Source organism: Microbacterium sp. Au-Mic1, from assembly GCF_021341785.1.
Lineage (GTDB): Bacteria > Actinomycetota > Actinomycetes > Actinomycetales > Microbacteriaceae > Microbacterium.
This window is the reverse complement of record NZ_JAJTTF010000011.1, coordinates 38,908-57,383: the sequence shown is the minus strand read 5'-3', so window position 1 is coordinate 57,383 and position 18,476 is coordinate 38,908. Positions and strand designations below refer to the sequence as shown.

At 70.5% G+C, this 18,476-nt stretch carries 18 protein-coding genes; 7 read left to right on the top strand and 11 right to left on the bottom strand.

From position 1 onward, the window contains the following. The first annotated feature begins 15 nt into the window (after positions 1–15). The 6 genes from LXM50_RS14570 to LXM50_RS14545 all read left to right on the top strand — a co-directional run bounded on the left by LXM50_RS14570 (position 16) and on the right by LXM50_RS14545 (position 6,292). Entirely contained in the window at positions 16–849 is an 834-nt protein-coding gene (locus tag LXM50_RS14570) for a response regulator transcription factor (RefSeq protein ID WP_233312184.1), read from the top strand. Beyond that, on the top strand, positions 846–2,369 hold the full coding sequence (locus tag LXM50_RS14565; RefSeq protein WP_233312182.1) for a cell wall metabolism sensor histidine kinase WalK: 1,524 nt from the start codon (positions 846–848) through the stop codon (positions 2,367–2,369). Before LXM50_RS14570 ends, LXM50_RS14565 begins: the two co-directional genes overlap by 4 nt. Positions 2,370–2,428: 59 nt before the next feature. After that, the gene (locus tag LXM50_RS14560; RefSeq protein WP_233312181.1) at positions 2,429–3,931 is read left to right on the top strand and encodes an L-serine ammonia-lyase, iron-sulfur-dependent, subunit alpha; all 1,503 of its coding nucleotides are present in this window, start codon (positions 2,429–2,431) and stop codon (positions 3,929–3,931) included. A 55-nt stretch (positions 3,932–3,986) separates the two neighbouring features. Beyond that, positions 3,987–4,574 (top strand): TetR family transcriptional regulator, encoded by a 588-nt coding sequence (locus LXM50_RS14555; protein ID WP_233312179.1) that lies wholly within the window; start codon positions 3,987–3,989, stop codon positions 4,572–4,574. 213 nt (positions 4,575–4,787) lie between these two features. Then, positions 4,788–5,561 carry an ABC transporter ATP-binding protein gene (locus LXM50_RS14550; protein ID WP_233312177.1) on the top strand — a complete coding sequence of 258 codons (774 nt, stop codon included), beginning with the start codon at positions 4,788–4,790 and terminating at the stop codon, positions 5,559–5,561. Beyond that, a complete protein-coding gene (locus LXM50_RS14545) occupies positions 5,558–6,292 on the top strand; it encodes an ABC transporter permease (RefSeq protein ID WP_233312176.1) in 735 nt (244 codons plus the stop codon). Before LXM50_RS14550 ends, LXM50_RS14545 begins: the two co-directional genes overlap by 4 nt. Here LXM50_RS14545 and hrpB read toward each other — a convergent pair. The 8 genes from hrpB to LXM50_RS14505 form a co-directional block, all read right to left on the bottom strand. After that, positions 6,289–8,883 carry an ATP-dependent helicase HrpB gene (gene hrpB, locus LXM50_RS14540; protein WP_233312174.1) on the bottom strand — a complete coding sequence of 865 codons (2,595 nt, stop codon included), beginning with the start codon at positions 8,881–8,883 and terminating at the stop codon, positions 6,289–6,291. The genes LXM50_RS14545 and hrpB overlap by 4 nt on opposite strands. 72 nt (positions 8,884–8,955) lie before the next feature. Beyond that, a complete protein-coding gene (locus tag LXM50_RS14535; protein ID WP_233312173.1) occupies positions 8,956–10,560 on the bottom strand; it encodes an SPFH domain-containing protein in 1,605 nt (534 codons plus the stop codon). 126 nt (positions 10,561–10,686) lie between these two features. Next, positions 10,687–12,033 carry an HNH endonuclease signature motif containing protein gene (locus LXM50_RS14530; protein ID WP_233312171.1) on the bottom strand — a complete coding sequence of 449 codons (1,347 nt, stop codon included), beginning with the start codon at positions 12,031–12,033 and terminating at the stop codon, positions 10,687–10,689. 126 nt (positions 12,034–12,159) lie between these two features. Continuing rightward, positions 12,160–12,588, bottom strand: a complete 429-nt coding sequence (locus tag LXM50_RS14525) for a MarR family winged helix-turn-helix transcriptional regulator (RefSeq protein ID WP_233312169.1) — start codon at positions 12,586–12,588, stop codon at positions 12,160–12,162. Positions 12,589–12,923: 335 nt separating this feature from the next. Beyond that, entirely contained in the window at positions 12,924–13,352 is a 429-nt protein-coding gene (locus LXM50_RS14520) for a hypothetical protein (protein WP_233312168.1), read from the bottom strand. Then, entirely contained in the window at positions 13,339–13,566 is a 228-nt protein-coding gene (locus LXM50_RS14515) for a hypothetical protein (protein WP_233312166.1), read from the bottom strand. Before LXM50_RS14515 ends, LXM50_RS14520 begins: the two co-directional genes overlap by 14 nt. A gap of 47 nt (positions 13,567–13,613) precedes the next feature. Beyond that, on the bottom strand, positions 13,614–14,060 hold the full coding sequence (locus LXM50_RS14510) for a VOC family protein (protein WP_233312165.1): 447 nt from the start codon (positions 14,058–14,060) through the stop codon (positions 13,614–13,616). A 47-nt stretch (positions 14,061–14,107) separates the two neighbouring features. Then, positions 14,108–14,536 (bottom strand): hypothetical protein, encoded by a 429-nt coding sequence (locus LXM50_RS14505; RefSeq protein ID WP_233312164.1) that lies wholly within the window; start codon positions 14,534–14,536, stop codon positions 14,108–14,110. A 123-nt stretch (positions 14,537–14,659) separates the two neighbouring features. Here LXM50_RS14505 and LXM50_RS14500 point away from each other — a divergent pair, with 123 nt between their 5' ends. Then, positions 14,660–15,220, top strand: a complete 561-nt coding sequence (locus LXM50_RS14500; RefSeq protein ID WP_233312163.1) for an ABATE domain-containing protein — start codon at positions 14,660–14,662, stop codon at positions 15,218–15,220. Between the two features lie 134 nt (positions 15,221–15,354). Here the strand turns inward: LXM50_RS14500 and LXM50_RS14495 are convergent, their stop codons facing one another. Genes LXM50_RS14495 through rpmF form a run of 3 tightly spaced genes read right to left on the bottom strand, consistent with a single transcriptional unit; the run spans position 15,355 to position 18,286 of the window. Next, positions 15,355–16,962 (bottom strand): ABC-F family ATP-binding cassette domain-containing protein, encoded by a 1,608-nt coding sequence (locus tag LXM50_RS14495; protein WP_233312161.1) that lies wholly within the window; start codon positions 16,960–16,962, stop codon positions 15,355–15,357. 26 nt (positions 16,963–16,988) lie between these two features. After that, positions 16,989–18,104 carry a radical SAM protein gene (locus tag LXM50_RS14490; RefSeq protein ID WP_233312159.1) on the bottom strand — a complete coding sequence of 372 codons (1,116 nt, stop codon included), beginning with the start codon at positions 18,102–18,104 and terminating at the stop codon, positions 16,989–16,991. After that, the gene (gene rpmF / locus LXM50_RS14485; protein ID WP_233312298.1) at positions 18,101–18,286 is read right to left on the bottom strand and encodes a 50S ribosomal protein L32; all 186 of its coding nucleotides are present in this window, start codon (positions 18,284–18,286) and stop codon (positions 18,101–18,103) included. The genes LXM50_RS14490 and rpmF overlap by 4 nt, the downstream gene beginning before the upstream one ends. Positions 18,287–18,476: the final 190 nt, after the last annotated feature.

Sequence of the window (18,476 nt, the reverse complement as noted above, 5' to 3'; positions counted from 1 at the left end):
CGAGGGGAGCAGATCATGGCCGATGCCACGACCGAGTCCGGATCCGCCGCGACGTCGATGCCGCTCGGACTGCCGCCGGTGGTGCGGGCAGACGGATCGCCGGCACGGGCGCTCGTGGTCGACGACGAGCAGGCGCTCGCCGCGGCGGTGGGCGAGTCCCTGGGAGCCGATGGCTGGGAGGTGCGGATCGAGCACCGCGGCCGGAGCGCCCTCATCGCGGTGCGCGAGTTCCAGCCCGACGTGGTCGTGCTCGACATCATGATGCCCGACATCGACGGGCTCGACACCCTCGAGCGGATCCGTGCGATCCGGCCCGAGATCAGGGTGCTGTTCCTCACGGCGCTGGACAGCCACGACGACCGCATCGCAGGGCTCCGCGCCGGTGGCGACGACTACCTCACCAAGCCCTTCGCGATCGCCGAGCTGCAGGCGAGAGTACGGGTGCTGGCCCGCAGCGCCGCGGCGATCGCCCGGCCCGCCGAATCGCAGCTGCGGGTCGGCGACCTCGCGGTGGACAAGGGCGAGTCGACGGCCGAGCTCGCCGGATCGCCGCTCGAGCTGACGCCCACCGAGTTCGAGCTGCTGCTCCTGCTCGCCAACAACGCCGGGCGGGTGCTGCGGCGGGCTCAGATCCTCGAGGCGGTCTGGGGGTACGACTTCGGCACCGAGTCGAACCTCGTCGAGGTCTACGTGTCGAGCCTGCGCCGAAAGCTCTCCGCATCGACGGTGCTGAACCTGGAGACCGTGCGGCTGGTCGGCTACGTGCTGCGCGTCGCGGACGGTGCGGGCGGCGGTACGGTCCCGGTCGACGGTTCCGGTTCCGGTTCCGGAGCCGGGGGAGGCGCATGAGACGCCCTCGCAGCCTCCGCCTTCAGGTGGTGCTCATCGCCTCGGCCCTGGTCGCGGCGGTGAGCATCGTCGTCGGCGTGGTCGCGGTGCTGTCGCTGCACGACTACATGCTGGGTCAGGTCGATGCCCGCCTGAACGGCGCGGCCGCGCGCGGGGCGGACATCGCCGGGGGTCGGGGACCGGGTTCGACGCCCGGCTCGACGCCTCAGAACACCCCGGGACCCACCCCGGCGCCGACGCCGCCGGCCACGCGCCCCAACCGCGACGACGTGGTCGGCGCCCCCGGCCAGTCCGCCGGCACGATCACGGCGATCTTCCGCGACGGCACGTTCGAGATCGGCGGCTGGATCGCATCCGACGGTGTGCGGCACGACCTCACCGCCGCGCAGAAGACGCTCCTGGCGACGCGCCTCCCCACCGGATCCGCGGATCGCACGGCACCGGTCACCCTCGACCTCGGCGGCTCCCTCGGCGCGTACCGGGTCGCCGGGCGCACGACGCCGACCGGCGTGGGCGTGGTCACGGCCCTGCCGCTGGAGTCGGTCACCGCCGTGACAGGGCGGCTGACACTCGTGGTGGCACTGGTGGGCATCGCCTGCATCGTTCTGGCGATCGCGGCCGCGGCGGTCGCGATGGGCCGGGCGCTGCGCCCGCTGCGCCGCGTCGCGCACACGGCCGCCGCGGTCACGGCGGTGCCGCTCGATCGGGGAGAGGTGCGGCTCGCCGAGCGCGTCGAGGCGCGCGACATCGCCTCGACCGCCGAGGTCGGCCAGGTCGGCGCCGCTCTGAACGACATGCTCGACCACGTCGAGAACGCCCTCGCGCAGCGCGAGGCGAGTGAGTCGACCATGCGGCGCTTCGTCGCCGACGCCAGCCACGAACTGCGCACCCCGCTCGCGACGATCCGCGCCTACGCCCAGCTCTCGAGCCGATCCGACGCCGAGGAGCGGGAGGTCCGCGGCAACGCGGCGCTCATCGATGTCGAGGGCGTGCGGATGGGGGCGCTCATCGATCAGCTGCTCGTGCTGGCGCGCCTCGACGCGCTGCCCGAGCTGGCGCGCGACGAGATCGATCTGCGGCTCCTCGTCGCCGAGGCCGTGCTCGCGGCCCGCCTCGCGGGCCCTGACCACGCATGGGTGATGGAGCTCGGCGAGGATCCCGCGCTCGTGCGCGGCGACGCGGCGGATCTGCGCCGTGTGGTCGACAACCTCCTCGGCAACGCCCGGGTGCACACTCCGGCCGGAACGACCGTGCACGTGCGGCTGGATGAGGTGCGGACCGGGCACGAGGTCGGATCCGTGCGCCTCACGGTCTCCGACGACGGACCCGGCCTGCCCGCTGCGGTGCGAGAGAGCGTGTTCGAGCGCTTCGCCCGCGGCGAGACCTCGCGTTCGCGGGAGGGCGGAGGCACCGGTCTCGGCATGGCGATCGCACGTGCCGTGGTCGAAGCCCACGGCGGTGTCGTCGCGATCGGACCGGGCCCCGGCGCGACGTTCGTGGTGACGCTGCCCGCCGTGTGAACGGCGTTGCCGTCACCGGACGCGGATCCGGGAGCCTCCGCGCGGATTACGCTGGAGGGGTGACTGCGTACGTCTCGGCCTTCGATCTGTTCTCCATCGGTGTAGGACCTTCGAGCTCCCACACGGTGGGCCCGATGCGTGCCGGCGTCGACTTCGCCGCCCGGCTCGCCGCGGACGGCACGCTGGACCAGGTGGCCCGCGTCACCTGCTCGCTGTACGGATCCCTCGGCGCGACCGGCCTCGGTCACGGCACGCCCGACGCGGTCGTCGCGGGCCTGCGCGGCCTCACTCCCGAGACCTGCGATCCCGCGGACGTGCGCCGCGCCTGGGCCGATTGGACCGACGGATCCTCACTCGCGCTGAACGGCACGCACGACATCGTGTTCGCCAAGGACGACATCACCTTCGAGCCGCGCACGCGCCTGCCCGGCCACCCCAATGCGATGACGCTGCGCGCCCTCGACGCGGACGGGATCCATCTCGCGCAGGAGACCTACTACTCGATCGGCGGCGGGTTCATCCGCCGTGACGGCGAGGAGGCAGGACGCTCCCTGGGCAAGGCCGCCTTCCCCTTCGCGTACAAGGACGCCGCCTCGCTGCTCGAGCTGTGCGACGAGAACGGGCTGACCATCGCCGAGCTCGCGCGGCGCAACGAGACCGCACTGCGCAGCGAGGAGGAGGTCGCGGCCGGGCTCGACGCGATCTGGAACGCGATGGCCGCCTGCGTCGACGCGGGCCTGCACGCCGAGGGCACGCTGCCCGGCATCCTCAAGGTCAAGCGTCGCGCCGGTGCGATCCGGGAGCAGCTGGACGAGGTCGAGTCCGACGGGCACCCCGCCGTTCCCGGCGAGTGGCTGGGCGCATTCGCGCTCGCCGTGAACGAGGAGAACGCCGCGGGCGGACGCGTGGTCACCGCGCCCACGAACGGCGCCGCCGGGATCCTGCCCGCCGTGGCGATGTACTGGTGGCGCTTCCTCGCCGACTCCGGACTCGGCGCGGGCAATGCGGTCACCCCGTACGGGGAGCTGGTCGGCAGCGCCCTGCTCGGCTTCGGCGCGGAGGCCTCGCTCGTCGCGGTCGGTGCGCTCGAGGATCCCGAAGAGCTCGCGGAGGCCAACCGTCGTCGCGGCATCCGCCGATTCCTGCTGACCGCGACCGCGCTCGGATCCCTGTTCAAGGCGAACGCGTCGATCTCCGGCGCCGAGGGCGGCTGCCAGGCCGAGGTCGGATCCGCGTGCGCCATGGCCGCGGGCGGGCTGACCGCCGTGATGGGCGGCACGAACCGGCAGATCGAGAACGCCGCCGAGATCGCCATGGAGCACCACCTCGGGCTCACCTGCGACCCGATCGGCGGGCTCGTGCAGATCCCGTGCATCGAGCGCAACGCGATCGCCGCCTCCACGGCCGTGACCGCGGCCCGGCTCGCGCTGCGCGGCGACGGCCAGCACTACGTCTCGCTGGACGCCGTCGTCGAGACCATGCGGCAGACCGGCCTGGACATGTCGACCAAGTACAAGGAGACGAGCGAGGGCGGCCTCGCGGTGAACGTCATCGAGTGCTGAGCCGAGTTCTGAGCCCCGGTGCGCGCCCTGTGCGCACCCGTCGTAGGGTGAGCAGATGAGCACGACGCGTCGCCGCGGGCGCCCCAGAGGGGAGTCCGGATCCCGGGAGCGGATCGTCGTCGCCGCGGAGCACGAGTTCGGCGAGAACGGCTACGACGGCGCCACGATCCGCGCGATCGCAGCGCGCGCGGAGGTGGACTCCGCGCTGGTGCACCACTACTTCGGCGCCAAGGCGGATCTGTTCGCGGAGGTCGTCGGCATCCCGCTGCGCCCCGATGTGGACGTGCCGGCGATCGTGCAGGGGCCCCGCGACGAGGTCGGCGAGCGCGTGGTGCACTATGTGCTGGAGGCGTTCGAGCGCCCGGACGTGCGCCGGCGCGGAGTGACGATGATCCGCGTCGCGCTCGGATCCAAGGCGATGTCGCCCGTGCTGGTCGGCTTCCTCTCGCGTGAGCTGATCGGCCGGATCACGGCGCTTCTCGAGGTGCCCGATGCCGCGCTGCGGGCCACGCTCGTCGCCTCTCAGATGGCCGGGCTGATCGTGACGCGGTACGTGGTGAGGCTGCAGCCCATCGCCGATGCCCCGATCGACGAGCTCGTCGTGCGCATCGGGCCGACGATCCAGCGCTACCTGTTCGACTGACTCGGCCTTGCGCCCCGCCTCGGGCTGGGGTCGTTGAGCGAGGACGCCGCAGGCGACCGAGACGAAACGGGGCGATCGTGCGGGGCGCCGCGTTTCGTCTCGCTCCTCGCTGCGCTCGGTGCTCGCTCAACGACCCCGGGGGAGGCACGTGTCGGTGCGCGCAACGACCGTAGACCCTTGACCCTCGCCCCTCCCGGATCCATAATTCATCACATGATGAATAACGCGGTGGTGATCGACGGGCTGCACGTGCGGCGCGGCCGGCACGACGTGTTCGACGGCCTCGCGCTGACGATTCCCCGCGGCGAGGTGACGGGGCTGCTCGGCCCGTCGGGCTGCGGCAAGACGACGCTCATGCGCGCGATCGTGGGCGTGCAGCGGATCCGCTCGGGGAAGGTCGAGGTGCTGGGGCTGCCCGCGGGATCCGGCGCCCTGCGCCACAGGGTCGCCTACGGCACGCAAGGCGCCGCCGTGTACTCCGACCTCACGGTGCGGCAGAACCTGCGCTACTTCGCCGCGGTGCTCGGGGTCGACCATGCCGACGCCGACCGTGTCATGGAGCAGGTCGGGCTGACCCCGTACGCCGGGCAGCGGGTCTCCGCACTCAGCGGCGGACAGGCGAACCGGGTGTCGCTCGGGGTCGCGCTGCTGGGCTCGCCCGAGCTCGTGGTGCTCGATGAGCCGACCGTCGGGCTCGACCCGGTGCTGCGCGCGGAGCTGTGGGACCTGTTCCGCCGGATCGCGGAGGCCGGCACCACGATGATCGTCTCCAGCCACGTGATGGACGAGGCGCTGCGCTGCGACCGGCTGCTGCTCATGCGCGAGGGGCGGATCGTGTCCGACACGACGCCGGCCGAGCTGCTGGCGGACACGGGCAAGACGGATCCCGAGCAGGCGTTCCTCGTGCTCATCGCCCGGGACGAGGCCGCGGAGAGCGGTGCGCAGCCGCATACCCGTCGGCAGCAGCGTGAGGCGGCGGCATCATGAACCCGCGCCGGCTGTTCGCGACGGCGGGCCGGGTGCTCGCGCAGCTCCGTCACGACCCGCGCTCGATCGCGCTCATGGTGGTCGCGCCGAGCCTGCTGGTGGGCCTCTTCGCCTGGCTCTTCACCGACACCAAGGGCGTGTTCGACACGTTCGGCGGAGCGATCCTCGGCCTTTTCCCTTTCATCGTGATGTTCCTCGTGAGCTCGATCACGACCCTGCGCGAGCGGCGTTCGGGCACGCTCGAGCGGCTCATGACGACCCCGCTCGGCAAGGCCGACTTCGTGCTCGGCTACGCACTCGCGTTCGGGCTGATGGCGGTGCTGCAGGCCGTCGTCACGGTCGCGTTCGCGGTGTACGTGTGCGGGCTCACCGTGGACGGGCCGCTCTGGCAGCTCGGGCTCGTCGCGGTCGTGGACGCGCTGCTGGGCACCTCGCTCGGACTGCTCGCGAGCGCGTTCGCGCAGACCGAGTTCCAGGCCGTGCAGTTCATGCCGGTGCTGGTGTTCCCGCAGATCATCCTCGGCGGCCTGTTCATGCCGCGGGACAAGATGCCCGACGTGCTCTACACGATCTCCGACAGGCTGCCGCTCAGCCATGCGATCGACGCGATCCAGGCCGTGACCGCGGGCACCGGGGATTGGGACCTGTGGCGTCCGGTGCTGATCGTGGCCGGCTTCGCTGTGGCGTTCCTCGTGCTCGCGCCGCTCACGCTGCGCCGGCGCACGTCCTAGTCGCGCGCGGCGCGGTTCTTCGTGTGCCGGGTCGGCGCGGCCTGCCAGGGGTCCTCCGGCCAGGGATGCTTCGGGTAGCGCCCGCGCATCTCGGCCCGCACCTGGGCATAGGGCCCCGACCAGAACGACGCGAGGTCGCCGGTCACGGCGAGCGGGCGCCCGGCGGGGGAGAGCAGGTGGAACAGCACCGGGACACGTCCGCCGGCGAGCCGCGGAGTCTCGGCCCAGCCGAAGCACTCCTGCAGCTTCACCGCGACCACGGGGCGGGCGGCGGGGTCGTCGTGGGGTGGATACTCGATCCGGATCCGTGATCCGCTCGGCACCTCCAGGCGCTCGGGTGCGAGCGCGTCGAACTCCGCGGCGGCGGGCCAGGGCAGCAGCCGGCGCAGCGCCGGGCCGAGGTCGATCCGCGCCGTCGGGGTTCCGGTCGCGAGTGCGTCGATCTCCGGGCCGAGCCAGTCGTCGAGGGCGGCGGTCAGGGCGGCGTCCGAGACGTCGGGCCATCCGGATCCGATCGCGTGGTGCAGCAGGGCGAGCCTGCGGCGCAGCTGATCCGCCGTCTCGGACCAGGCGAAGACGTCGAGGCCGTGCGTGCGCAGGGCGCGCCGCACCGCGTCGCGGCCCTCCTCCACGCTCGGCCGCATCGGCACCGATGAGCGCACGATCGCACCGATCCGGCGTTCGCGGCGGGCGACGACCCTGCCGTTCGCGAACTCCGCTTCGACCCGGTCCGTGACCAGGTGGTCGGCGGCTTGCGCGGCCTGCGTCTCGGTGATCGCGGCGGCCGCCCGGATGACGGCTCCTGATGCGCCCGCCACGCGGCCGGAGGCGCGTGCGACGTCGGCGACGGCCAGCCACTCCACCTCCGCCAGTGGCGGCCGCACGCCGGCGCGGGTTCCGGAGGCCAGGAGGAACGTCGCCCCGTCCGCAGTGCGTTCGACCCGACGGGCCACACGTGCGGGGAAGGCCAGAGCGATCACGAGTCCCGCCTGGTCGCCCCCGGTCTCCGCTGACGGAGTCCGCGGCGCCGGCGCGGAGGACGGTGCGGATGACGGCGGCGGCGGAATGAGGCGCCGCAGGCGGTCGGCCTCCCGGGACCAGCGACGGGATTCGGGTCCGCGGCCGTTGCGCAGGGTGATGATCGCAGCCGCCACATCCGCCTCGGGCACGCGCAGGTCTCCGCCGAGCAGAGCGACGACCTCGGAGGCCAGCCGGGAGCCCACGAGGCGGCCGCCGTCGATCAGCGCCCGCGCAAGGCGCGGGTCGACCGGGATCCGGGCGAGCGCGCGTCCTTCGTCGGTGGCGCGGCCGTCGGCGTCCGTCGCGCCGAGATCGTGCAGCACGCGTTGCGCCTCGGCGAGGGCGTCGGCGGGGAGCGGATCGATCAGGCGCAGCCCTGCTCCGCCCGGTGCACCCCAGCACGCCAGGAGCAGCGCGGCATCGGCGAGGTCCGCCGTCGCGATCTCCGGGGCGGGCCGGGCGGGCGCAGCCGCGTACGTCCGCTCGTCGAGGCAGCGGATGACCGTGCCCGGCCCCTGGCGGGTGGCACGGCCGGCCCGCTGCACGGCGGAGGAGCGGGCGGCGCCGGCGGTCACCAGCCCGCTCATGCCGCGGGCCGCGTCGCGCTGCGGGAACCGGGACAGGCCGCTGTCGACCACGACGCGCACCCCCGGGACTGTGAGAGACGACTCGGCGAGCGAGGTGGTGACGATGATGCGCGGCGCTGGGGACGCGTCCCGGCCGCGGATCACCGCGTCCTGCGCCGCGGCCGGGATCTGCCCGTGCAGTTCCCGGACGTCGAAGCCTCGCTCATCGTCGCGCAGGCGGCGCGCGATCTCGGCGACCTCGCGCGCGCCCGGTGCGAACACCAGTACGTCGGCCCAGGGGTCGTCGCGGGCGAGATCCCGCGCGGCCTCGGCCGCGGTGCGGGCCACGTGGTCGAGGAAGCCCCGGGTGACGCCGCGCTCGTCCAGCCGCGGCACGGGGCTCGGCGCCCAGCGCTCGGTGAGCGGATACGCGGGGACGGTGTGCTCGACGATCGTAGCCGGCGCGTGGTCGTCGCCGATGACGGCGGCGATCCGCTCGGCCTCGAGCGTGGCCGACATCGTGACGAGGGTCAGATCGTCACGCAGCTCGCGCACCTCGCCGAGCAGCCCGATCAGGAGGTCGGTCTCGAGGGCGCGTTCGTGCACCTCGTCGATGACCACGGCATCCACGCCGTCCAGACCGGGATCGTCGAGCATCCGGCGCAGCAGCACGCCCGCGGTCACGAACTCGACGCGGGTGTCGCGGCTCATGGCGTGTTCGCCGCGGACGGTGAAGCCGACCCTGGTTCCGAGCGGGGATCCGTCGAGCTGTGCGAGCCGTCGTGCGGCCGCACGGGCCGCGACGCGGCGCGGCTGCGTGACGATCACGCGGCCCGGCGCGCGGGTGGCGAGGAGGGGAGGGATCAGCGTGGTCTTGCCGGTTCCGGGCGGCGCGCTGATGACGACCGCGGTTCCGGCGTCGAGCGCCGTGGCGACCTCGTCGAGCGCGGCGGCGAAGGACAGCCCCATGCCGATCGAACGCAGGTCGAAGGGCGTGGCGGTCATCCGTCCAGTCTGCCGCGAAACGCGAACGGCGCCCGGACCCCGAGGGATCCAAGCGCCGTCCGTCGGGTGGGACTACTCCGTGGCCTCGGCGGCTTCCTTCGCGGCGGCAGCGCGCGTGGTGGGCGCGGACCCCGGTGCGGTCGGCTGGTGCGACTCGGACTGGGCGAGGCCCGCTCCGAAGCCGCGGCCGACCGCCTGGCCCTGGATGATGCCGGCGAGGTCGAGCCCCGTCGCGGCGTGGACGCTGTCGAACACGCTGCGCAGGGCCTTGGCGCTGTCGCCGCCGACCACGCTGGAGGCGCCGTCGTCGCCGGATCCGCCGATGATCGACACATTGCCGATCGTGGAGTATCCCTTGGCGAACTCGGCCATGATCGACGGCAGCACCTCGAGCACGCGCTGCGAGAGGAACGCCTCCTGGTTCGACGCGATGGCCTTCGCCTCGGCCTCGACGGCGGCGGCCCGGGCCTCACCCTCGGCGCGGATGGCGTCGGCCTCGGCCGTGGCACGCACGCGGCGGGCCTCGGCCTGCGCGTCGGCCTGAGCGCGCAGCGAGGTGGCCTCACCCGTGGCCTTGGCGACCGCAGCGGCCGCCTCACCGTCGGCGCGGGCCTTGTCGGACTGCGCCTGCTGCTCGGCGATCCGGGTGGACGCCTCGGCCTGCTTGACCTGCTCGATCGCGGCGGCCTCGGCGGCGCGCTCGCGGGTGTAGAGCTCGGCCTGGGCGCGGGTCTCCGCCTCGTAGCGCTGGGCGTCGGCGACGCGCTTGACGTCGGCGTCGAGCTGGGCCTGCTTGTTCTCGGCCTGCTGCTGCAGCACCGCCTGCTCGGACTGCGCGCGGGCGAGCTGCTCTGCCTGCTCGGCCTCGGCGCGCGCCCGGCCGACGCCGGCTGCGGCGTTCGCGGTGTTGGTGTCGAGCGCGGTCTGCTCGACGAGGTTCGCCTCCTGGTTGGCGATGTACTTCTGGTTGATCGCGCGGTCGGCGTTGGTCTGCGCGATCTCGGCGGCCTGACGCTTCGCCTGGATCTCCGGCGCGCCGAGCGACTGGATGTAGCCGACCTTGTCGGTGATGCCCTTGATCTGGAACGAGTCCAGGATGAGGCCCTGCTCGGCGAGCTCCTGCGAGACGTCCGCGGCGATCTGGTCGGAGAACTTCTTGCGCTCCCGCATGAGCTCCACGACCGAGAGGGTCGCGACGATGCCGCGCAGCGCACCTTCGAGCTGCTCGGTGGTGAACTGCTCGATGGCCTTGTCCTGGGAGGCGAAGCGCTCGGCGGCGCGGCGCACGAAGATCGGGTCGGATCCGATCTTCACGATCGCGACGCCGTCGACGTTCAGCGTGACGCTGTCGAGCGACTGCGCCTCGGCGTTCAGCAGCACCTGGCGCGAGCGCAGGGAGATGATCTCGTGACGCTGCGTGATCGGGTTGACCAGCGACTTGCCGTTCACGATGACGGTGACCGGCGACTCGGACATCTCGGAGCTCGTGGATCCGTCGGGCAGCAGGGTGGCGCGCTGCACCTTCTGCTTGCGGCCCGAGATCACCAGCGCCTCGTCGGCGCGGGCGACCTTGATCCAGCTGCGTGCGAGCAGCAGCACGACGAGAAGGACGATGACGACGCCGACGATCGCGGCGCCGATGATGATGAGCAACCCGACGAGGGCGGCGGGGTCCATATGCACTCCTGTGTTCTCCGGTCGCCCTGGGTGAGGGCGTCACGAACGACTATGCCAGAGCCTATGAAGCAGCCGTGAACGGTGGTGGGCCGCGCCGTTGGGGCGCGGAGTGATTCCCGACCCCCCTCAGGCCGCGAGGTCGAAGCGTGCTCTGCCCCCGAGCCGTGGTGTGCGGCCGGGATCGACGTGAGGGGGCGGGATGAACCAGACCCGGCTGCGCTTGCCCTTGCCTTCGATCCGGATCTCCCAGTCGTTGTCGTGGATGCGATGGTGGCAGCTCTCGCAGAGCAGGATCCCGTTCTCGAGGTCCGTGGGCCCGGCGTCGCGTCTCCACCAGCGGATGTGATGGGCTCGGGTCATCGACGGCGGCAGCCCGCACATCGCGCAGCCTCCGTCGCGCTCGGCGAGGGCGAGGCGTTGTGCGGTGGTGAAGAACCGCAGTCGCCGGCCGTAGTCGAGGACCTCGCTGTCCGTTCCGAGCACGCAGGGGATGACTCCGCCGCTCGCGGCGAGCTGTCGGGCGGCGCCGATGCTGAGCGGCAGATCGGATCCGTCGATCGTGGCGTAGCCGGTGCCGTCGGTGAGGTCGTTCAGGTCGACCCGCACCACCACGGTCGCACCCGCCAGAGCGGGGGCGTCGTTCTCGCAGCCGAGCGCGTGGGCGCAGATCGCGCTGAGCGCCTCAGCGCGCAACGCCGCGACGGAGCGATGGTCGACATCGGACGCGTCCGGGTCCAGCTGACCCTTCTGGGCTGCGAACAGCGCCGACACGTATCCGTTCACAGCGGCGACGATCGGGGCCCCGTGAGCGGCGTCGAAGTCGCCGTCGAGATGGATCCGGCCGTCGCGCTCGTAGAGGGACAGCGTCTGGCGGTCACGCTGATCCTGTTCGCGCGGGGCGACGCCATCCGGGTCCAGCCACGCCTCGGCGCGGGTGACCAGCCGACGTACATCGTCGTGGGACAGGCCTGCAGCCCTGTCGACCAGCAGCTGCTCGGCTTCGATCGTCCGCGTCGATCCGATCTTCAGGCGCACCCTGTCGAGAAGCGCGATGATCACCGCGACGGTCTGAGCGCTCAGCGCACCGGAGGAGAGGGCTTGCTGCGCCGCCGGGTACTTCGCCGGCACCGGTTCCCCGACCAGGTTCGTGCGCGGTGCCGTCGCTTCGCCGACCTTCACCAGTCGTGATGCGTCGCCCGTGGTCGCACCGGTCGTCGTGGCGATCAGCTGTGCGGCGTTGCGGAACCCCTGCTCCTTCGCCATCGACTCCGCGCCCAACTCGGTGCGGGACTCATGAGCCACGCAGGCGGCGACTTCGGCGAGCATCGCGCCGGATCGGCGATGCAGAAGCCCGAGTGCCTCCGTGACAGCCATCAGCTGAGTGCGCGAGAGCGCACCCGCCTCACCGGCGCCACCCCACACCTCATCGAGACGCTGCAGCGCCTCGTGCAGGGGATGGAGATGTCCGGTCATGCATCGATTCTACGCCGGGCCACAACAAGATTCAAATATATATACGAATCTGTGGACAAGTCGCCTGCCTTTTGGCCTGTGCGGAACGAGTGTTGAAGCAACTGTCTTTCGTATCTTTGATCGAAGTCAGCGCTTGCGCAGCTTCTCCGCCAGCGTCGTCAGCGTGCGCAGTTCCTCGTCGTCCAGGGTCGACATGCGCTCGGCGATGGAGCGTCCGTGCGCGGTTGCGAGCTGGCGGAAGGCGCGCCTTCCCGCTTCCGTCGCGTGCACGAGGGATCCGCGTCCGTCCTCCGGATCCGGGCACTTCTCGAGCAGTCCGCGAGCGACCATCCGGTCGACGAGTCGCGAGACGCTCGGCTGGCTGATCAGCATGTTCGCCGTGACCTCGCGCAGGCGCGCCGTGTGGGATGCGCAGCGGGTGACGGTGAGCAGCACGTCGTACTCGGCTGCCGAGAGCTCGGCGCCGTCGAAGTCGGTCGACATCTCGGTGAAGATCTCGTGCTGGGCGCGGAAGAGGGTCTCCCACGCGGCCAGGGCCAGCTTCCGGTCGCTCATCGCCTCAGGATATCCGCCCGCGCGGACAGGGGCCGCGCGCAGTAAAGGCCGGTCGGAGAGGCTCCCGACCGGCCTTTGTCCCTTGCACCAAGAGTGTCCTGCAATCACATGCGGTGAGAGCCACAGCAAACTTTCACCGTGCGATCACTGTATAACGGCGGGGTAACGAATGCAACGGTTTGGTCACGGTCTGGGTGGATTCATAAGTTCCACCCTGTCGTCGTTTCTCACCGGACGTGTGAGTGTCGCTCGGAGCGGTGAGCGCGAGTCCGTCAGGAGGCTCACGTCCGAAGGATGTGGATGCTCGGCTTGCGGGCGGGACCGCTCGCCGGGCGCTATTCGGCGAGGTCGTAGCCGCCGAGGTCCCACGCGCCAGGGTCGTAGGCCTGCGAGACGCTCGAGGGGTCCGATGCGGGGGGCGCCGTGTTCGCAGCGTCGGGCATCCACACGTTGTCCAAGAGGAGTGCCGCGCCGTAGGCGGCGATGGTCGCGAGAGCCGGGACGCCGAACCAGGCGAAGACCTGACGTGACGCGGGATCACCCCGTCGCGCACGGCGGACCGATCGCTGCCATTGCTGACGCCGCTGTTCATGCCGGTCGAACAGCAGTCCGAGCTGTGACGGACTGAGCTCCACGAACGAGTCGATCTCCGCCTCCTGGATCTGACCGCTCCGCGACCGTGCCAGGCGACGCTCGTACGATTCGACGGCGGCGATGTCCACGCGCAGAGCGCGCCTCGTCTCGGCGGCCTCACGAAGCCCCATCGCGCTCACCGCCTCGGGGTGCGTCGGTGAGGGCCTCGGCGGGCGCGATCCGCAGGCCGCGCTCCTCGAGCTGTCGGACCATGTGTGCGGCATACCACTCCGGCCATTGCTCGTCGTAGATGCCGCCGAGATCCTGCGCTTCGTATGCGCCGTGCGCCGTCGCGGCGGCGCGCAGCAGATCGAGAACGAGTGGAGTCGTGTCGATTGTGCTCATGTCGGGAAGACCTTTCGCGTTCGTGGGTTCGGTGTGGGGTGCGTCGATCAGCGCCCGGGGAGGCGGTTGATCACCTGCTGCAGGATCCACTCGTTGCCGTCCGGATCCGCGAAGGACGCGTACGACGCATAACTGTCGTGGTCCGGGCTCGGCCCGGTGACCCGGTTAGCGTCGCCGGCCCAGTGGAAGACGCCGTCGGCGTCGTGCCAGATCTCGCTGACGGCGGCGCCGCGGGCCAGGAGCTCGGAGCGCGCGTTGGCGAGGTCGGGAGTGACCAGGTGCAGTCCGCGGGTGGATCCGGGAGTCGCAGTGGTGAGCTTGTCGCCGAAGATGATCGACGCGGTCCCGGCGCCGGGAGGGGTGACCTGGACCACGCGCAGGCCGCGGTCGGTGGTGAAGTCGGCGTCGAGGCGGAATCCGAGCCCGGTGTAGAAGGCCTTGGTGCGGTCGACATCGGTGACGGGGAGGACGAAGATCTCGAGGGTGAGCTCCATGGCAGTGCGTATTCCTGTCTCGTGCGGCTGTGTGCGGAAGGATGTGGTCAGCGCGCCTGCAGCGCAGTCGCGAAGGACTTCTTGAGCGAGGTCGGCCCGACGAGGGGGAGCAGGGCGGCGAGCATCCTGCCTTTCACGCTGCGGGGTTCGCGCACCAGTTCTACGTCGACGAGGGTGCCGTCGGCGACCGGCGTGAGCCGGAAGGTCCAGCCGCCGCCCGCTCCGAACAGCTTGGAGTCGTGAGTGGTGACATCGACGCGGGTTCCCGTTGTGTCCCACTCGTAGCGCGAGCGTTCCCAGGCGGCGTCCGTTCCCTCGGTGACCTCTGCCCAGTTCTCGCCACGGTCGTGCACCTGCAGGTGATCGAGATCGATGGACGGCCAGATGTCGGCGCGCGTCGCGCTGAAGTCGGTGAGCACGGCGAACGCCTGCGTGGCGGGAAGGGCGGAGGTCAGCTGGAAGCGGACGGTGGTCATCGAGGGCTCCATTCAAAGTAACTGGTTGGACTGGTTATGAGTATGTGGGATCCGGCGTAACCTGTCAAATGGGTTATTTGAAGATGTGGCCCTGAGGAGAGGATCACCTGTCAGACTGGTTACATGAACCATGCTTTCCCCTGCGGAACCCCCGCCCTCGACTTCGTGGGCACTCTGCGGGCGCGGCGCAATGCCGCGCCGCTCGAGAAGCTCGACAGCGATGCGATGCTCGATGCCTGGTTCATCGAGGCGGGGCTGGTCGACGAGGCACCGGGCGCTGCCGGTTCCGACCGGGATTCAGCGATCGAACTGCGGGAGGCGATCTACGATGTGGTCACTGCACGCAGGCTCGGCGAGAATCTGCCGGCGCATGCGGTGGACATCGTCAACGTCCACGCTGCGGAGGTGCCGATCGGGGTGCGACTGGATGGGCTGGATCCCACTGCGGTTCGCGTGCGTCGTGGCGGCACAATCCGACAGGGGCTCGCCGCCCTCGCCCGCCAGACCGTCGAGATCGTCGGTGGTGAGGAGGCGGCCTTGCTGCGTGAGTGTGCCCGCCCGGAGTGCACCCAGGTGTATCTCGATCGGTCGCGGGGTCACCGCCGGGAATGGTGTGCGATGAAGACCTGCGGCAACCGCGTGAAGGCGTCGAAGTTCCGAGAACGCCACAGGCCGGACGCATAGCGGTTGCGGGGGTGCTGAAGCGCCCGCGACGGTTCGACCCCTGTGACAGGCCCAAGGGCCGAACCGCCGCAACCGGCCGGCGCGGCTCATTCGGCGATCGACGTCGCCGCGTGAGCAACCGCGTCGGCCACCGCCTATGCGCCGAGATCCTGACGTTGAACCATGGTCCCGTCTGCTCCGAGCTCAAGGATCGTGTCGATGCCGATCCGCTTGAGGAATGCCGCGTCATGGCTGACGATGAGCAGCGCCCCGCGGTAGGCGTCGAGCGCCTCGGCGAGCTGCTCCACGCTCGCGATGTCGAGGTTGTTGGTCGGCTCGTCAAGGATAAGCAGTTGTGCGGGCGGCTCGGCGAACAAGAGCCGAGCGAGAGAGACGCGGAAGCGCTCACCGCCGGAGAGCGTGCACACGGGGCGGTCCACACTGTCGCCACGCAGCAGCAGGCGAGCGAGCTGATTGCGAACGGTGCCTGACGGGGTCTGCGGCGCGACGGCTTGCACATTCTGCATCGCGCTTGCTCGGTCATCGAGAGCATCGAGGCGCTGAGGCAGAAAACCCACAAGGTCGGTGAGCAGTCGGCCGTGCGGGCGTCCGGGTACCGGATCCGAGGCGTGGAGGAGCTGATCGATCAAGGTCGACTTGCCGGCACCGTTCGGACCGACGAGAGCAACACGTTCCGGACCCTGGATGACGATCGTCTCACCGTGATCCGCGAGCTCGGCGATCCGTCGGCCGCGAGGGACGTCCGGATCGGGGAGCGTCAGATGGATATGCTCCTCGTCGCGTACGCGCGCATCGGCAGCGTCGACCGCGGCCTGGGCCGACTGCACCTTGCCGTCGAGCGTGGACCGCAGTGTGCCGGCGGAGGTCTGAGCCTTGCTGGCGCGGTTTCCGGCGAGGATCTTCGGGATGCCGCCGTCCTTCTGCGTCTTCTTGCCAGTGCGCTCCCTGCGGGCGAGCTTGGTTTCGATCTCGATGCGTTGCCGCTTCTCGACCTTCAGCGCCTGCTGCGCTGCGCGGGCCGCCTGCGCCGCCGCGGCTTGTTCTTGTTCCTGATGCGCGCGCCAGGCACTGTACGGGCCGCCGAAGGTGCTCAGTGCGCCGTCGTGCAGTTCCGTCGTGCTGTCCATGCGTTCGAGCAGCTCGAGGTCGTGGCTGACGATGACGAGCGTGCCAGGCCACTGATCCACGAACTCGGCCAGTTTCGCACGCGTCACACGGTCGAGGTTGTTCGTGGGTTCGTCGAGCAGCGTGATCGGGGTACGGCGGACGCGCAGTCCGGTGATCGCGATGAGCATCGCCTCGCCGCCCGAGACCTCAGCGACGCGGCGGTCGAGGTCGGCGGCGGAGAAGCCGATCTGATGCAGGGCTTCGTCGGCGCGGGACTCGATGTCCCAGTCGTCGCCGATCGTGTCGAAATGGCGCGCATCCACGTCGCCGGACTCGATCGCGGCGATCGCTTCGAGGACAGGGCGGATTCCGAGCAGATCCGCGATGGGGGCGTCCCGGCGCAGGGTTAGCGTCTGCGGCAGATAGCCGATCTCGCCGCCGACGTCGATGCGTCCCTTGGTCGGCTGCAGTTCTCCGGCGATGAGTCGCAGCAGCGTGGATTTGCCGGCGCCATTGCGTCCGACCAATCCGGTGCGCCCGACGGGGAAGGTGCCGGAGATGCTGTCCAGTGCGAGGGAGCCATCGGGCCATTCGAGGGTCAGGTCACGCAGGGTGATCGCGGGGGCAGGAGCCATGGCGGGTCTCTTTTCGTTGTCGGGAATCACCGCTGCGGCGATGAAGGATTCAAGGTGTATGTCTGAGGTGCTGCCACGGGAGGCGGCGATGCCAGGTACTTCGCGTGAAGCTGACCGCAAGCCGCATCGATGGCCGTGCCGAGTTGGCGTCGTCGCGTCGCGCGGACGCCTCGAGTCTGGAGGCCGCGCACGAAGTCATCGACGCGGGCTGAAGATGGTGCTCGATAGTTCGCGGTGAGACCTGCAGCTTCGTTGTAACGAATCACGCTCACATGAAACAGATCCGGCCGTGAGCGAGTCAGGACCAGGTCGGCGAGGGTTCGGAGGTCGTCATGGCGGTCATTGACGCCGGCAATCAGCAGATAGGCGAGATACACCTTCCGCCGGGTGCGCGCGACGTGCTCATCGAGGACGCTGAGATTTCGTTCCAGCGAGAAACGTTCCTCCAGAGGAATGATCCGTGCTCGCTCTTGCGGGAACGGCGAGTGCACCGACAGCGTGATATTCACCTGAGGGTGCTCCTGGACGAGTCGTTCGAGGTTGGGTGCGAATCCGACCGTAGAGACGGTGATACGTCGTGCTGCCATCCCTGCGTACTCGGCGTTCGTGAGCAGAGTGAGAGCGTCGAAGATCTGGGGATTGGCGAGGGCCTCTCCCATGCCCATGAACGCCACGCTGGCCGGGCGAGGCGCCCCCGATCGCGTCCACTGCGGGTGCATCACCTGGGCGACGATCTCATCGGCGGTGAGGTTGCGGAGCAAGCCGATCGCTCCTGTGGCGCAGAATGTGCAGCCCAGTCCGCAGCCGGCTTGCGAGGAGATGCACATCGAATCCCACCCAGCCCGGTAATGCGAGACCACCGTCTCGATGCGCGCCCCGCTGTCGGAGGCGAACAGCACCTTCTCGACATGATCGTCGCGCTGGACGTCGAGCACCGAGAGCGGATGCAGGTGTGGTCCGAACCGCGTGGTGAGGTCGGAGCGCACCCGGGAGGGCAGGCTCGCGACATCGGCGAAGGTCTCCGCTGTCGACTGCTGCCAGGCCATGAGGAGCTGGCGGAATCGGAATGCGGGTTCGCCCGACTGCGCGAAGTGCTCTCTGATCTGCATCCATCGGCTACGGGCGGTCAGGGCGCTGTTCATGAGCTCTCATCGCGTCGGGGCTGGACCAGTCGTCCGCGGTAGAAGCCGCAGCGCTGGCAAGCGCGATGAGGGGGCGTAATTCGACCGCACTCGGGATTGGTGCAGGTGGTGAGCGCGGGGGCCTGCGCCTTCCAGTGCGCGCGGTGGTGAAGGGTGCGAGAACGAGATTTTCGGTGCTGCATGATGTCTTTCCGGTACGGGTCGGATGCCGCCGGGTGGGCGGGCCGGGCTACCGGATCACGGAGTGGCGCGCCAAGGGCTGCGCGGGCGCGCGAGTACACGCGCTGCAGAGGCTGTCATCGAGCGGACCCGCCTGGGTGCGCGACGACCACATCAACAGATGCGATGAGGTCGGATGGCCAGGCGCGACGA